This is a genomic window from Streptomyces sp. 2A115 (assembly GCF_052245575.1).
Classification (GTDB): Bacteria; Actinomycetota; Actinomycetes; order Streptomycetales; family Streptomycetaceae; genus Streptomyces.
Genome location: NZ_JBQQCG010000013.1, coordinates 60,968 through 75,630, shown reverse-complemented (window position 1 = coordinate 75,630; position 14,663 = coordinate 60,968). Strand labels below are relative to the sequence as shown.

13 protein-coding genes and 2 pseudogenes are annotated in these 14,663 nt (G+C 68.8%); 9 read left to right on the top strand and 6 right to left on the bottom strand.

Translation table 11 applies throughout. The features are described 5' to 3' along the window. Positions 1-19: 19 nt before the first annotated feature. Positions 20-661 (bottom strand): GNAT family N-acetyltransferase, encoded by a 642-nt coding sequence (locus ACTWQR_RS14230; RefSeq protein WP_443227386.1) that lies wholly within the window; start codon positions 659-661, stop codon positions 20-22. 415 nt (positions 662-1,076) lie between these two features. Between ACTWQR_RS14230 and ACTWQR_RS14225 the strand changes: the two genes are divergently transcribed. Then, a complete protein-coding gene (locus tag ACTWQR_RS14225) occupies positions 1,077-1,991 on the top strand; it encodes a VTT domain-containing protein (RefSeq protein WP_443227385.1) in 915 nt (304 codons plus the stop codon). A gap of 320 nt (positions 1,992-2,311) precedes the next feature. Here the strand turns inward: ACTWQR_RS14225 and ACTWQR_RS14220 are convergent, their stop codons facing one another. Continuing rightward, positions 2,312-4,051 carry a VanW family protein gene (locus ACTWQR_RS14220; protein ID WP_443227384.1) on the bottom strand — a complete coding sequence of 580 codons (1,740 nt, stop codon included), beginning with the start codon at positions 4,049-4,051 and terminating at the stop codon, positions 2,312-2,314. Between the two features lie 721 nt (positions 4,052-4,772). Between ACTWQR_RS14220 and ACTWQR_RS14215 the strand changes: the two genes are divergently transcribed. From ACTWQR_RS14215 to ACTWQR_RS14200, 4 genes are all read left to right on the top strand, one after another. Then, on the top strand, positions 4,773-5,039 hold the full coding sequence (locus ACTWQR_RS14215) for a C40 family peptidase (RefSeq protein ID WP_443227383.1): 267 nt from the start codon (positions 4,773-4,775) through the stop codon (positions 5,037-5,039). A 32-nt stretch (positions 5,040-5,071) separates the two neighbouring features. Beyond that, entirely contained in the window at positions 5,072-5,941 is an 870-nt protein-coding gene (locus ACTWQR_RS14210; protein WP_443227382.1) for a F510_1955 family glycosylhydrolase, read from the top strand. A gap of 1,344 nt (positions 5,942-7,285) precedes the next feature. Further along, a complete protein-coding gene (locus tag ACTWQR_RS14205) occupies positions 7,286-8,083 on the top strand; it encodes a hypothetical protein (RefSeq protein ID WP_443227381.1) in 798 nt (265 codons plus the stop codon). Between the two features lie 97 nt (positions 8,084-8,180). After that, a complete protein-coding gene (locus ACTWQR_RS14200; protein WP_443227380.1) occupies positions 8,181-8,435 on the top strand; it encodes a hypothetical protein in 255 nt (84 codons plus the stop codon). 21 nt (positions 8,436-8,456) lie between these two features. On the opposite strand, the gene ACTWQR_RS14195 is transcribed toward ACTWQR_RS14200, so the two are convergent. After that, positions 8,457-8,828 carry a cytochrome c biogenesis protein ResB gene (locus tag ACTWQR_RS14195; RefSeq protein ID WP_443227379.1) on the bottom strand — a complete coding sequence of 124 codons (372 nt, stop codon included), beginning with the start codon at positions 8,826-8,828 and terminating at the stop codon, positions 8,457-8,459. Positions 8,829-9,155: 327 nt separating this feature from the next. Between ACTWQR_RS14195 and ACTWQR_RS14190 the strand changes: the two genes are divergently transcribed. Then, the gene (locus ACTWQR_RS14190; protein WP_443227378.1) at positions 9,156-9,473 is read left to right on the top strand and encodes a hypothetical protein; all 318 of its coding nucleotides are present in this window, start codon (positions 9,156-9,158) and stop codon (positions 9,471-9,473) included. Between the two features lie 112 nt (positions 9,474-9,585). Here the strand turns inward: ACTWQR_RS14190 and ACTWQR_RS14185 are convergent. Next, a pseudogene (locus tag ACTWQR_RS14185) lies at positions 9,586-9,902 on the bottom strand (metal-sensitive transcriptional regulator). 80 nt (positions 9,903-9,982) lie between these two features. Then, the gene (locus tag ACTWQR_RS14180) at positions 9,983-11,242 is read right to left on the bottom strand and encodes a DegT/DnrJ/EryC1/StrS family aminotransferase (RefSeq protein WP_443227377.1); all 1,260 of its coding nucleotides are present in this window, start codon (positions 11,240-11,242) and stop codon (positions 9,983-9,985) included. 420 nt (positions 11,243-11,662) lie between these two features. Between ACTWQR_RS14180 and ACTWQR_RS14175 the strand changes: the two genes are divergently transcribed. The 3 genes and pseudogenes from ACTWQR_RS14175 to ACTWQR_RS14165 all read left to right on the top strand — a co-directional run bounded on the left by ACTWQR_RS14175 (position 11,663) and on the right by ACTWQR_RS14165 (position 13,801). Next, positions 11,663-11,869 carry a hypothetical protein gene (locus tag ACTWQR_RS14175; RefSeq protein WP_443227376.1) on the top strand — a complete coding sequence of 69 codons (207 nt, stop codon included), beginning with the start codon at positions 11,663-11,665 and terminating at the stop codon, positions 11,867-11,869. Positions 11,870-12,677: 808 nt separating this feature from the next. After that, positions 12,678-13,284, top strand: a pseudogene (locus ACTWQR_RS14170) (DJ-1/PfpI family protein). A gap of 124 nt (positions 13,285-13,408) precedes the next feature. Next, entirely contained in the window at positions 13,409-13,801 is a 393-nt protein-coding gene (locus ACTWQR_RS14165; RefSeq protein ID WP_443227375.1) for a hypothetical protein, read from the top strand. A gap of 253 nt (positions 13,802-14,054) precedes the next feature. Here ACTWQR_RS14165 and ACTWQR_RS14160 read toward each other — a convergent pair whose 3' ends face one another. Next, on the bottom strand, positions 14,055-14,435 hold the full coding sequence (locus tag ACTWQR_RS14160; protein WP_443227374.1) for a PP2C family protein-serine/threonine phosphatase: 381 nt from the start codon (positions 14,433-14,435) through the stop codon (positions 14,055-14,057). Positions 14,436-14,663: the final 228 nt, after the last annotated feature.

Sequence of the window (14,663 nt, the reverse complement as noted above, 5' to 3'; positions counted from 1 at the left end):
GTCAGCCAGGACCGGTACCTCAGTGTCGCTCTGGCGTCGCGCCCTCGTTCAGCGGAAGGTCGTACATGAGGAGGAGGCGGCCCTCGGGCGTGCGGATCTCTCCCTGCCGCCGCCAGCCGAGCCGGTCGTAATAGGGTCCGGCCCCGCCCTCGGCGGCGGTGACGAGAGTGACACGCGCGCAGCCCGCATCGGTGGCGTCCTTCACGAACCGTGCGATCAACCGAGCCCCTATGCCATGGGAGCGGGCGTGCTCGGCCACAACGACGTAGTCCAGGACAGCGGTGACGCCAGAGTGACCGGCGGCGGGAGTCTGCCGGGCCGCCCGGTTCGGTATCAGCTTGCGGCCGTAGCGCACCAGCCGAGTACGCAGGAAGTGCAGCGCGAGACGGGGCCGCAGGCACAGGCTTCCCAGAGCGCGGAACAGCAGTCCGCGCCCGTGGTCGCGCAGCACATGGCGGTGGTGCGCCGCAGGGTCGGTCCCGCCGATGAGGAAGCCCACCGGCTGCCCATCCACCTCCGCGATGTAGGCGCACGCGTCCGGACCGGTGAGGTAGGTCCCGTTGTACGCGGTCAGGAACTTCGGCCCGAGGCGGGCGAAGAAGCTGTCCGGAAAGTGCCTCAGGTGCTCGGCGACCACGAAGGGGAGGTCGTCAGGGTCCATGGACCGTATTCGAAGGCCGTCGTGCGCCTGTGGGCGGGCGTCTCTCGTCACCGGACTCGGCGGCCCGGCGGGGATCTGGCCGGGGGCGAGTCGGGCAGGGCTCGGGTATGCGGCTGAGCGCATGTCGGCGTCCACGCAGGAAAAACTACTACACTGCGTAGAAACTTAGTAGTTGAGTAACTGGTCCTGGCTCCAACGGCCCGGGTACAACCAGACGGAGCACAGGCGGGGCCTGTGGTGGGGCGGGGCTTGATGTTCGACCCCATCGCGGCTCGCAAGGGGGTACGGGAGTCCCAGTTCGCTGGCAGGTCGGCCGAATACAGCTTCTGAGCGGAAAGGGAAGGACCTCATGGCTAGCCGCCAAGGCACGGCTTCCACCGCGGGTTCGCGGAAATGATGACCGAGCCTCATGGGTGTGAGCGAGACGTCGAAGGACGAGCAGAAAAGCGGCCGTAATGTTGTTGTCGAGAAGCTCGCCGACGATGTGGTGAAGAACCAGTCCGCCGAGGTCAATCAGATGCAGGGGATTCTCGACCAGCTCTGGTCCCGTCGGTCACGCCCATGCCGCTCCGGGTCTTCCGAGCAGAGGCCGGAAGGTCCGACCGTTTCCGTCACCGCTTGCCATGCCGCCCCGTACCGGACAAGGAAGACGAAGAAGATGCCGAAGGTGCAGCCAAGAGCCCGCCTCTCGCTGCTCGTCGCGCTGCTCGTGGCTGCTGCGTGTTCCCTGCTGGTGTGGAACCCGGAGCGGCTGCTCTCCCAAGGCTTCACATCCGTGGTGCCCGGTATCTGGGCCGGCCCGGCCTTCGCCGTGGTTTTCGCACTGAGCACCCTCGCCTTCTTTCCGAAGCCGGTGCTCAACGTCGCCGCCGGGGCCCTTTTCGGTATCCCCGAGGGGCTGGCGCTGGCTGTGATCGGTACCACTCTCGGCGCGGTGCTCGCCTTCGGGCTCGGCCGCAGCCTCGGCCGGGAGGCGCTTCAGCCGCTGTTGAAGAGGAAGATCCTCGCTGCCCTCGACCGCCGTCTCACCGATCAGGGCTTCGTCAGCGTGCTGCTGCTCCGCATCGTGCCCGGCGTGCCGTTCCAGGGGGTCAACTTCGCCGCTGCCTTCTCCGGAGTGCGCCCGTGGTCCTTCACGGCCGCGACCACGCTCGGTGTGCTGCCCGGCACCGCTGCATACGTGATCGCCGGAGCCACGGCCTCATCCCCCGCTTCGCCGGCCTTTCTTCTCTCGATCGCCGCCATCGTCACCATGATGGTGCTCACCCTCGCCATCACGCGGCGGGCGCGGCGCAAGGGCACTCCGCCGAAGGCCGTCGAGCCCGTTTGACCAACGGCCGGACGGGTCGGTAGTCCCGCCCTGGGACGCCTGAAGCAGCGCGATTTGCTCCGGCGGCCCGGGCACACGCCGGAGCCGTTATCGGTGCTCCACATCACGCGACCGGCGGTGAACACCGCACTTCCGGAGACTGAGGCAGACCCAGTCGGCACGTGGTGCACGGAAATGCTTCATTCCCGCACTTTCGGCCGAAAGTCCTCGCGCGGCTCCCCTGGGCCGCTCACGCGGCCGACCACGGTGCGCGAGACCCTGTCGACCGGCTCCGGCCCAGGAGAGCGCCGCCGGGTCCGGCGCTCTCACCCGGCCGTCGCTCAGTCGCAGGTGACTTCGTCGCGGGGCACGTAGCGCGTCTTGAAGGTCTCCCGCTTGGCCTCCTTGCCGCCGTCCTTGAAGACCCGGTCGACCGCGACGTTGAAGCCTTCGAGCGGGGTCTGCGGGACGCACTTCTCTCCGGATGCTCCCTCGCGGGTTGCCGGCTGCTTGACGTTCGTGCGCGGGCCCTTGACCGCTTCGACCGCGTCGTACTTCTTGGTGCCGAGGAAGGTGATGGCGATCGAGGTGTCCGTGGCGCGTGCGTCGATGTAGATGGCGTTGCCCGAGTCGTTCCTGAACTTCAGGTCGAGGCTGCCCCAGGCCACCGTCGCCTCCCGGCCCTCCGGGTAGCGCTCGATGTAGAAGGAGTGCGCTCCGTACTCCACCGGCTTGACTCCGGCGAAGAAGAGGGCGTTGAAGACGGTGGTGGCGACGGCGGAGACACCGCCTCCGGCCGCCTTCTCGAACTGGTCGTTGTTGATGATGATGCCCTCGACGAACCCGTTGGCCTCGGTCCGCTCGCCCACGGTGCGGTTGAAGCTCCAGGTTTCGTCCGGCAGTACGACCGACCCGTTGATCAGTTCCGCGGCACGGCCGATGTTGGTGACGCGGTAGGGGGCGGGTTCGAAGTCGACCGTGAAGGTCGACATCTGCTCCTTGATGCCCAGCCGGCCGACGTTGTCGCGGGTCAGCTTGGGCTGCACCGCCTCGGTGTCCACCGCCCCGGTGCGGGCAGCCCCGGTCTCTGTCAGCAGCGGCAGTACAGCCTTCTGGAGCGCCTTGGCCGTGACCTCCTGTCCGGTCCGGCCGTCCGAGGCCACCGCCACGCGCCCGCCGTCCAGGCGCAGCTTGGCGTTGACCGCCTCGTCGGTGGCCGGCGCGAGCGGACTCGCCACCGCCGGATCGGCCAGGAGCCCCTTGCCGTCCAGTACGGCGGTCAGCCGCTTGTCCCCGTCCGGCTTCATGGTGAGGTGCTTACCGAGCGTCGCCGCGCTGATCTCGATCTCCCGGCCGCCCGCGGTGAGCGTGACCGGCGCCGACATCGCCGGGGTGGCGAACTCCTTCATCGCGCGGTTCACTTCCGCCGTGCCGACCCGGGGTTCGGCCGTACGGACCGGCAGCCGCACCGGCTCCTTTCCCTGGCCCGGGACCGCCGAAGCCAGCGCCTCGACCGCGCCGTCCACGTCCAGGGACCGCCCGGTGACCGGCCGCGTCGGCACCGGCTCGCCCGCGTGGAAGGTGACGGCGCCCTCCCGTGCCTTCCGGTCGTACGTCTTCGCCTCACCGGCCAGTGACGCGCGGGCCTTCGCCGCGTCCACGCGGATCACCGGCTCGACCTCGCGGTCACCGCTCGTGAACAGGCGGCCGATCACGGTGAACGGGTCGGACCCCGCTTGCGCGGCCTGAGTGACCGTCTCCTCACCGTCCACAGAGATGCCGGACACGCGGACGGTGCCGTCACTGTCGCCGAGGCGCGCCTTCACCGGCTCCGACCAGGCCCCGCCCAGGCTGCTGTCCAGTTTCTCTCGCGCCTGCGAGCTGCTCAGCCCCCCGATGTCCACACCGCTCACCCGTGTGCCCGCGGGGACATCGTCACCCGAGACCAGCAGGCCCACCAGATACAGCCCGCCGAAACCGACACCCACCGCCCCGGCCACGAGCGCGACACGACGGCCTATTCGCCGACGACCCGCCGACGTGGTGTCGGCGGGTGGGTCGAGCAGGGATGAGCGACTCACTGGTTCTCCTCGTCTGGGACTGTCGCGTGTTGCGGGCAGGGCCCGCACGTAGGGCCACTTGCCGGGTGATGGCATGAAGAGGTTTGTGGTGATTCCGTAAGCTCCGCCACCGGTCCCGCTCCGGAGCCGCCGCCTCCCGCCCCATCGGGGTGGTGGTTCCCGGCGGGCAGGGCGTTGGCGCACTGGAGGGCAGAGCCGGCCGCCAGTTCCGCCGAGCGGAGACCCGGGCCGCCAGAGCGGGGCTGAGGGCGGCGGAGCGCCGACGGCAGCACTTCAGATCAGGTCCCGCGGAGGCGCCAACGGCTCCGCCTGCACCGGCGGAGAATCTCGCCGGGAATCCCGAGTGCCGACGAACAACCAGCACCGGGCTGCGAGGGATCGACCGCGACGGGCTACCCGTACACGTCGACCCGGCCCAGGCTCCTGGGTGACTGTCCCCCCGGTCCGCCACTACCTGCCTCCAGTGGCCGAGCGGGGCAGGCACTCCTCGGGCGACCTAAGCAGGCGGCGACACGGCGCAGGGCGGGCCGAGCACTGCGCGATGGACACGACAGCTCCTGTTCTCCGGCGTGCCCGAGAGCGGCGGTGCCGTTCCGTCTCGCCGCCGGGCCGATTTCCCTCGGCCGGTCGACACACACCCTATCTTCTAGATAACTAAGTCTGTTAGTTTTTCAGCGGTAACCTCGGTCACGATCGCCAGTGGTCGCGAAAGGGGGTGCAGATGGATGGGCCGCCGTTCAGCGTCTCGGCGGCCTGGCACGCGGCGGGCGTCTCACTGCCGCGCACGGTCCAGCAGCAGTACGACGCCGGCCGCAAGGTGGCCAAGTCGGACCTGCAACCCGGCGACATCATCTACTGGTACAACAGCACCCAGAACAACGGCATGTACGTCGGAAACGGCAAGGCCATCCACGCGCCCCGCACCGGCAAGAACGTCGAGATCGTCCCCCTGGACTCCATGCCGTTCTTCGCCGCCAGCAGGCCTTGAGCGCCAATCGCCGTACCACCCGAGGAACTTCCGTGACCGCACGCCCCGCCGCCCGTCCCCTGCTCGCCATCGCGGGCGCGTCCGTCGCCGCTCTGGTCCTCGCCGCATGCGGAGACAGCTCTTCGGAGACGGGGGCCGCAGCGAGCGAATCGCAGCCTTCGGGGGTTCTGTCCCATGTGCACGGCCTGGGTGTCGATCCCGCTGACGGACGCGTGTACGTCGCCACCCACAGCGGTCTCTACACCGTGGTCAAGGGACAGAAGCCGAAGCTCGTCGGCGACAGCAAGGACGACTTCATGGGCTTCACCATCACCGGTGAGAACACCTTCATCGCCAGCGGACACGGCGCCCCGGGCAGCGACCGTCCCGGCAACGTCGGCCTGATCGAGACCAAGGACGCGGGCCGCACCTGGACATCCCGGTCTCTGTCCGGGGAGGCCGACTTCCACTCTCTGGACTCGGCCAAGGGCACCGTCTACGGATACGAGGGCGGCCGGATCCGGGTCAGCAGCGACCTCAAGAGCTGGGACGACCGGGCGACGCCGGAGGCCCTCGACCTCGCGGTGAGCCCCGCCGGGGAGAAGCTGCTGGCCACCACGGCGGAGGGTGTGGTCACCAGCACTGATGGCGGCCGTACCTTCGCCAAGGGCGTCGAGCCGGTGCAGGCGATTGTGTCCTGGCCCGCGGAGAAGTCCCTCTTCGGCATCGACACGTCCGGGAAGCTGAGCAGCAGCGCGGACGGCGGCAAGTCGTGGAAGGAGCTCACGGCCGTGCCCGGTGGGCAGCCCCAGGCGCTGACCGCCGTGAACGCCGACCACGTCCTCGCAGCGACGATGACGGGCGTGTACGAATCGCGTGACGGCGGCAAGACCTTCTCCGAACTGGCACCGCTTGCTTCTTGACCCAGCTTCGCGAGGCCGAACAGACGCCCCCCTCAGCGGAAGCGCGCATCTGCGGTCCTCTCCTACGCCACCGCGGGCTCCGGATCGCTCCTGCAGACCGTTCTTCACTACGGTCCGCTCACGGCCGGCGTCGCCTACCTGCCCTACGGCGGCGGCATCCTCGCAGGCATGTGCCTCTCCTCCCCCGCGGTACTCAGGCTCGGGGTACGCCTGACGCTCGTCACCGGCGGGCGGCACCGGCGGCGATCGCCAGCGTCTTCGCCCAGCACGGCACGCCGGGATGCGCCGCGGGGCCGGGCCCATGACCGGCGGCGTCGGGGCGAGAAGGTGAGCCAGCCATGTGCGTGTCCCTCACGGTGCGTGGATGTCATGCGGTTCATCACGCACCCGTTGGGCCCGCGGCCGTTGGACCCGCGGCCGGTGCCGCAGCTCCGGCAGCCGCAGTTTACGAGACACAATGTCTACGATGTCAACCAGAGTGTATCGGTATCGTCGCCCCGTACACTGATCCGGTGCCGAAGCTGTGGAACGAGACGATCGAGGCGCACCGCCGATGGAGTGAGCCGGCCACGCCGGCGTCCTTCCCGTCGCGTCGGGCGCTCCGGATCTCCGTCCGGGGCCTCATGACAATGACCAGCTCGAGACACTCTGTCTCTGTCAATTCATAGCGTCTCCATTAGCGGCGCGGCGTATGACTCCAAGAGCGCCGACGCCGGGTGCTGGGAGGCGGCGCCATATCGGAGCGGGCGACCTTGAAGTCGACGGCGCAGCGTCGCCCGGACTCGCTATGATCACGCCGTGCTCACGGAACGGACGGCCACAGCCCCGCCGCGAGCCCGTACCCGGGCTCCGCAGCTGTCGCGTCTGCTGTGGCTCGCATTGTTGCTGTTCAGCCTGCTGTTCACTCATGGACTGCATGGAGAGAGTGCCGCCGGGCACCTCTCAGCGGGCGTCACCGCGTCACTTCCCGTGGATGAACCGGAGCCTCCGGCCGACGGCGAGCACTCCCAGCACGGGGACGGCGAGTTCGCGGATTCCATGCACAACTGCGCCCCGAACCAGCCGAATGAGGCCCTCAATGCGCCTCCGCCCAGCAACTCGCCACTCGAAGTGACCGCACCCTGTCGCCTGTTGCCACATTCCGGCACGAGGGCCGGCGTCGTGGACCTGGTCACCGATTCTGTGACCGCAACATCCGTATTGCGCATTTAGACAGACGGGGGCGCGCCCCGTCCTGACCGCTGTTCACGAGCGCACCTTCCAGCTCCGTGCAGGGCTTCGCCCGCCCTGACCCAGCCAAGCAGCGACGCACCCGCTCCCCCTCAACCGCGGCTGCGCGCTGCCGTGGCGCTTCCGCCTGCGATCACCTCCTTCCCGAACCTCGCGTACTACGAGTCGCCGAAAGGCCCTGCCTTGTCCCTAGTCACCGACCGCCCCGCCCCCTCCGCACCCCAGCAGCACACCGAGGGCGGCCGAGCGGCCGCCCGCCGCGCTCGCGGACGGCGGCGCGCCCGCAAGCCCGCACCGCTCGCGGGCCGTTACATCGGATACGTGCTGTACTTCGTCGGGGCGGGCCTCATCAGCGGCGCCGTGGTCCACCACCCACTGGATCCGGCCCGATACACGAAAACCGCCGTCATCGGTGTCCTGGTATTCCTGGCCGCGACAGTGGTCAACGAGTTTCTTCTCGCCACCGACCGGCCCGCGCTGCGGCGCGCGATCCTCGTCATCGGGGCTTCATTGCTGCTCTCGTTCGGCATCGGCATGCTCAGCGGCGGCTTGCAGCACTTCGAGGACTTCCCGGACCGCGGGGCCGTTCTCGTCCCCCTGGGGATAACGGTCTCCTTCATCGCCTTCGTGCTCAAGGACGCCCAGTCGTCCTGGCGCCGCATCTTCGGCCCCATGGGGCTGGCCGTCCTCTTCACCGCAGCCGTCAGCTTCTTCGGGCTGCAGGCAGTGGCGGACGCTCTGGGCGAGCCGTCCGGAGAGAGCGGACACAGCCATGGGGAGGGTACGGAGACGTCCGACGAGCACGCCACCACGGAGGAGTCCCCGGCTGCCGACGCCGAATCCGCGGCACCGGAGACGAGCGCGTCAACCGACGCCGAGGCCGACGACACGGAAGACGGACACAGCCACTGAGACGCGGGCCCGGATAGCAGCATCTACTAAGGGTCTTAGATTCACTCGGGTAACGTAGGTGTCGCACACCCCCAACAGCGGGGGACCGGAGGGGGACATGACCGGATACAGCGACGCCTACGCCCCGAGCAGCATCACCAGCACCCTTCACATCGCTTCGGACGTCAAAGGGGAAAACGGGTTCCTGTCAGGCATCTCCACCATCAGCACCCTCGCGACGGCACTGATCGTGGCCCTTGTGGTGATCCTGACAGTAGAACTGGCATGGAGGGAGCGGCGGCAGCGCAGACGGGAAAAGCCGGTCGGGCCCACCCCTGAAACCGATCCCCATGAGGGTGACATCTCACCGTAACCACTCGGCCGCCGACTACGGTTAATTTACTAGTGAACTTAGCTGAGTGCTGTGCAGGTCTCCACTGCGCGACCTCATGCCGCTCAGACCCACGTACGACCAGGAACTGAACGCAAGTGTCACGGGGCAAGCCGGTATCGGCCTTGCTCGGGGCACGATGCAGCCGGCCGGCGAAATGAAGGGCAGCAGGTAGACGGCGGCGAACCAGGGCGACACATAGACGTCGAAAAAATAGACGTCGAAAAAGCCGGGCCTGCCGAGGAGCGGGGCGAGATCCGGGTAGCGCTTGCGGAAGTCCGCGGCCTGCGCCGGTTGCCGCGCTTCCTGGGGTACGAGGGAACCGGGCACGGCGGCGAGCGCGAGCAGAAGCAGCAGGCCGAGGGCCGTACGCATCGTGGTCAGCGAACGCCAGCCCCAGCGCGGCCAGCCGGCCCGAACCCCTTGGGCTCGCCGGCACACCTGGCGGCGCAGCGGGCAGCACCCGGGGTAACCCGGAAGTCACCAACAACACCCTTCCACGGCAGGTTCACCTATATCCCTAGGTGAGCCGTATCGAACGTCGTCAACCATGGAGGCGGGCGGGGAACATGAACCAGCTCATCGCAGCGGCAGCGGGCGGGCTGCTGGCACTGTTCAGCATGTACTGGGACGACTCCCTGCACCGACGTGGGCCGGGACACCTTTTGGAGCGCACCGCACGTACTGCCCTACGGCTCCCTCATGGTGACCCTCGCCGCAACCGCGTGGTGGGGGATCGGGAGGATCCGCGGCCGAGGCCTGCGTACGGCCCTGACGGATCCGCTGCTGAGGTGGGCGGTCGTGTCCGCCGGAGCCATCGGGATCTCGGCTCCGGCGGACGAGGCCTGGCACACCGCCTTCGGCCGGGACGCGGTGCTGTGGAGTCCGCCCCACCTGCTGGCAATCGTCGCCACGTTCGCCCTGGCCGTCACCCTGCTCAGGGCGGGTGTTCACGCCGGTCACCACTTGGCGCCCACGCCGACGGGAGCCCTCTCGCTGCGGATGCGTGCGCGTTCCTGAGCGCGGCGGTCAGTCCGCGGACCTTGCCCGGCTCTACAGCTTCTCCGCGCACCGTCTCTGATGTGCTTTCACACCGAGACGGCCCACAGCCCACCCAGGCGAAGGGCAAATCTCAGGTGCGCAGCAGTCGGGCGATGGCCCGTGTAGCCTCCGCGACCTTGTCCTGTGCCTCGTCTCGCCCGGCGGTAACGGCGTCCTGGACGCAGTGCCCGAGGTGATCTTCCAGCAGTTGCATCGCCACCGCCTGGAGGGCCTTGGTGGTGGCCGCGACCTGGTGAGGACGTCGATACAGTACTGGTCCTCCTCCACCAGGCGCTGCAAGCCTCGGACTTGACCCTCGATACGGCGGAGCCGCTCGAGGACTGCGTCCTTGCCGTCGTGATAGCCCGGCGACGCCTGCTCGGCCTCAGCCTGATCCAGCCGGTCCATACGCCCCAGCAGTATTCCCCGGCGGCTTGGGACAGGAGGCGATCGGCCAACGAAGGCCAAGAGGAGGCCGAGGCCGGGAGTCACATTCGCGGCGCCTGGTCGCGGAGGGCCGGGCCCGGAAACGGATCCGCCGGCTGCGGAGCCTCCCGTTGCAGCAGGCGCATCATCCTCCGCGCCAGGAGGGGGTCCACCGGCAGCGCGTGCGCCGCGAACCAGCGGGCCGCTTCAGGCGCCGGGGACGGCTCCACGAACTCGGGTCCGGCGAAGTCGTCCAAGGGCGGGTCGTACAGGTACCCGATCACGACACCGCACCGCTCCAGACGTGCCACCAGCTTGTCCCGGTCGCGCACCATCAGGGGCACACGGAACAGCGGCGGCACGTGGCGATCCCGCACCCCCTCCGCAACCGCGCCCCGCACACCCGCGGCAGCCCAGACAGTGCCGCCCAGCAGCCTCGTACCCTCATGCCGCCGAGACAGGTCCGCGTCCAGGCCACTCATCCGCCGCCTCAGGGTGCGCTGCAGAACGCGTCCGTGTTCGCTGCGGTATCCGTGCAGATCGACTCGCACCCAGCGGTCGAAGGCTCCCAGGTCCGGACTGCGGCCCGCGGCCTCCCGCAAGTGCCGTTCTTGGAGCTCCATGCGAAAGCGTTCGCGTTCCAACAGCCCCAGGGTCCGCATGGTCCTCCATACGGGTCGGACCAGATGGAGCCGCTGTACCGCAGCGCGGGAGAGAGGGCGCAGCGCGTACGCCAAGTCGCGATGCAGCCGCCTCGGCGTCAACAGCTCATCACGCAGCTGTTCCAGCGCCTTGCGGTCCGCTGGATCCTCCAGCGCCAGGAATCCGCCACCGGTCGCCCCCGCATGCTTGCCCAGGCTGAAAGCCGCGGCTGTTCCGAAGGTGCCGATCGGGCGGTCTCCCACCGTCGTACCGATCGCGTGTGCCGCGTCCTCAAGGAGGGGAATACCCATGCGGTCGCACCGAGTGCGCAGTTCATCCGCGCCATCCGGCATGCCGTAGACGTTGGTCGTCAGCACCGCGTCCACGCTGCGCCAGGTCGATTCCGGCACCGCGCGGATGTCGATGTTCCCGTCCCGAGGGGACACCGGTGCCATAACGGGACGCAGCCCGGCTGCCAGCACGACGAACACCATCACGTCGTCGTTGACCGGCGACATCAGCACGCTTCCACCAGGAGCGCACCAGCGGCGTAGTGCCAGGTACACGGCCAGTCGGCACGACGGGACATACACGCACTGTCGGCCGAGCCGCTCACGCATCAGATCCTCGAGGGCACCGCCCGTCGACGGCGATGGACGTGGAGACTCTCCTGACCGCATGGCTCCCCTTTCCCATTCGATGCGGTCACCCCGAGACTTACGGAGGCAAGGAGAGTCATGCGGGATGACCAACTCCCCACCGGCGACCGGTGGCGTCCCTTGAGGGCGGGCTCACAGCGGGCGGAACGAAGGCGGCCGCTGGAGATCGAGTGTCGGCTACCGAACTAGACGCTAAGCGTCTTAGTAGATAAAGGCAAGCGCATCGCCTCCGGCCCGCACGCGAACACCCAGCCATCGACCTCGCAGGCCGCACCACGGCCAACCAGTCCCACCCCCATCTAGAGACGCCCTCAGCAACGAATCCATCACGCCGCGCGATCAAATGAGCCCGGACTGGCGCCATCGCTCTTAATTACCTAAACTACTTAGTAGGTAGAGCGGGCTCGATGAGCGCCCCCCGCAGTCCACCGGGAGGCCCTCATGCCTCAGTTCCTGTATCCACTGCTACTCCTGGCCTGCCCGATCGGCATGGGCCTGATGATGTGGTTCATGACGCGCGGAGGCCTGCACGCATCACGGCGAAGCAGCTCCGTCGGCTCACCCGTGGCGCACTTCGAGCTGGACAAGCTGCGCGAGGAAATCGCCGAGCTGCGCGCCGCGCAGAAGGACACACGCGAAACCCTGTGAACTGGGCATTGGCCCCATGACCGCGATAGCGATATCGATCAGCGCCCTACTTCTCACCTCGATCCACTACGGCACAGCCCGGCTGGTCAGCGGACACCAGAGCCGACGCCCTCCGCCGGCCCGCGTCAGGGGCAGGCGCGCGGCACTCGAGGATGAGGAGCGGTGGCGCGCCGCCTGCTGCTGCACGGACGCATCGACACACGCTCCCACCAGCGGCGCATGACGGGCCTCGCCCACGGCCACCGCGTCGCCGCACCTCGGTCTCGCCACTGATCCAGCCCCTCATTGCTACTAATTCAATTAGTGCCTTAGCATGGCTGCCAGCCGCCGACCGGAGGCCGCTGTCAGGCTCCCCGGCTTGCCGTGCCGTCCGGTCGGCGGCCCGATCCCGAGGAGCAGCCCCATGCGCACCTGGCCCGCCCGCAGATGGATGGTGGCGGCAGCGGTCACCGTGATCGCCGCACTCGTCATCGGCGTGCCGACGGGCGTGGTAGTGACTCCCTTCTACACGCGGATGACTCCAGTGCTGTGGTGGAACTACCCGGTGTGGCTGGTCAGTTCCGTGCTGGAGGGGCTCTTGGTGGCCACGTACGTCCGCATCGGCCCGGCCGACGTCCCCGCGGCCGGGCCACCCGAGCGCCCCCGGACCGCTCGCGCCCTCGGCGCGGGACTGCTGTCCGCCTTCGCGGTCGGCTGTCCGATCTGCAACAAGCTCGTCGTGCTGGCCATCGGCGTCAGCGGCGCCCTGTCGTACTTCGCTCCGCTGCAACCGGTGCTCGCCGCCGCCTCGGTGGCGCTGCTGGTCCACGTGCTCGTAAGACGACTGCGCACAAACGATGCCGAGGAGCTGGACTTCGTCGGCCCCTGGGAGGTGTTCACCGTGTCCTCGATGCTGCGCGACGGTGTGGACACCGCCGTCCTGATCTCCGAAAAGTCTGGGCCCGTGCGCTGCAGCAAGGGCATGCGTGTCCTGCCCGACCACACATTCGGCGACCACCCGCCCCTCGATGTACTGCTGGTCCCCGGTGGACGCGGGGCTCGCGAGACAGAGCCGCACAACCCGGTCGTCACCGGCTGGATCGCCAAGACCGCGGGACAGGTCTCCTGGGTCAGCAGCGTGTGCAACCGGCGCGGTGCTCATGCACGCCGCCGGGCCCGCGCGCGGGCGGCGCGTCGCCACCCACTGGAGCTACGAGGACGCGCTCGAGGCGCGCGGTGACGTCACTGTCGTCCGCGACGCCCGCTACGTCGTGGACGGGAATCTGATCACCAGCCAGGGCGTGTCCGCCGGGATTGACAGCGCCCTCTGGCTGGTGGGCCGGTTGCATGGCCGCGAGCACGCCCGCGCGGTGCGCCGGTACATCCAGTACGAGCCTGCGCCCCCCTACCTCGCCGACGAGCCCATCGTCGGCTGACCGGCCCTGGCAGCCGCGCTCGGCGCCGTCGGCCGACCAACAGCCAGCGGCATAGATCGTCCGTCAGCGGTTGACTCGCCGGTTCCTGCTCGAGGTGGCCGGGCGGCCTTCTACGATCCGGTGCATGGATCCCGAGCTGCTGGAACGGATCACCGCGCGGCGCGCGGAACTGGACGAACTCGAAGAACGGCTGGCCAAGCAGTTGGCGGAGGTGCGGGCCGAGCGCGACGAGCTCGCTGTCGCCGAAAAGGTCCTGGAGCGGATAAGCGAGCAGCTCGCCGAGGAGCGTGCTGCGGACGCGCCGACGCCCGGTCAGGTGGGTGGACGAGCGGTGATGTTGATCCCACACCGCGAGCCAGACGTGGAGGAGGTAATGCTCCCGCCGGACTACCAGCGCATCCTCGCCGCCGTGCGGCAGGCAGCCGGACCGGTCATGGCCCGGCAGGTCGGCGAGATGCTGGGAGTGGACGTCAACGAGCCAAGCTGGAACCACTGCGCGGGAAACTGGTCAGACTGACCGACCGCGGCTGGCTGCGGAAACTGCCCGACGGCCGGTTCACCACCCGCCTGTGACCAGGGACACTGCCGCGGCCACCCCGAGCGATGCGGTGCGGTCGTAACCACGGCGCCCGCGGCGGCCGTTGGAAGTGTGTGACTAAAACCAAGGAACACGCCGAGGACACCTGCTCGCTTGTCTACCAGTGCCGACTGCCGCTGTCAGCACCGTCAACCACCTCGCCGGTCTCCGAATGGGGCGGCAGGGGCCTCCCCTACTCGCCCCCGATGCGTACCACCGCCAGCGTGATGTTGTCGGGGCCGCCCGCCGTGATGGCGGCCTTCCATAGCTCGAAGACCGCCCGGCCGTCGTCGTGCTCCCGCATCACCTCGTCGAGCACGTCCGTCGGCAGCGGGTCGGTCAGACCATCGGTGCAGACGAGGTAGCGGTCGCCGGACGAGAGGACGGCGGCTGTGACATGGGGGCAGATGGCGCGGTAGCCGAGGGTACCGCCCAGGCACTGGGTGACAAGCGACGTGGTGCGCTGCCCGGGTTCGAGCGGGGGCCCGGCTGCGATCACGGTTGGCCCGCACATCGGGTACTGGTGCCGCTGGGATTCGTGGGTGACGGCAGCGTCCTGTCCCGCAGCCGCCACAGCGTCTTCCCCGCACGATGCCCATCAGCCGGGCCCGGCGGCTCAGTGGAGGAACCGGCCGTGACCCGGGTGCGGACGCCACCGCATGTTCGTCGGGATGTCCGTCGGGGCGGATATAAACATGCTTGGTACAACAGCCTCTGGATGACGGTGAGTCAAGTAATGAAGGCTGGGTGGGTGCCCCGAACCCTTTCCCCGGTCGCCGACTGCGACTTCGTCCTGGTGGCC

Excerpts from the sequence above, each read along its gene's own strand:
- ACTWQR_RS14180 (WP_443227377.1), bottom strand. The coding sequence starts at position 11,242 with ATGCGGTCAGGAGAGTCTCCACGTCCATCGCCGTCGACGGGCGGTGCC.
- ACTWQR_RS14175 (WP_443227376.1), top strand. The coding sequence starts at position 11,663 with ATGCCTCAGTTCCTGTATCCACTGCTACTCCTGGCCTGCCCGATCGGC.
- ACTWQR_RS14190 (WP_443227378.1), top strand. The coding sequence starts at position 9,156 with ATGGTGACCCTCGCCGCAACCGCGTGGTGGGGGATCGGGAGGATCCGC.
- ACTWQR_RS14230 (WP_443227386.1), bottom strand. The coding sequence starts at position 661 with ATGGACCCTGACGACCTCCCCTTCGTGGTCGCCGAGCACCTGAGGCAC.
- ACTWQR_RS14165 (WP_443227375.1), top strand. The coding sequence starts at position 13,409 with ATGGATCCCGAGCTGCTGGAACGGATCACCGCGCGGCGCGCGGAACTG.
- ACTWQR_RS14215 (WP_443227383.1), top strand. The coding sequence starts at position 4,773 with ATGGATGGGCCGCCGTTCAGCGTCTCGGCGGCCTGGCACGCGGCGGGC.
- ACTWQR_RS14200 (WP_443227380.1), top strand. The coding sequence starts at position 8,181 with ATGACCGGATACAGCGACGCCTACGCCCCGAGCAGCATCACCAGCACC.
- ACTWQR_RS14195 (WP_443227379.1), bottom strand. The coding sequence starts at position 8,828 with ATGCGTACGGCCCTCGGCCTGCTGCTTCTGCTCGCGCTCGCCGCCGTG.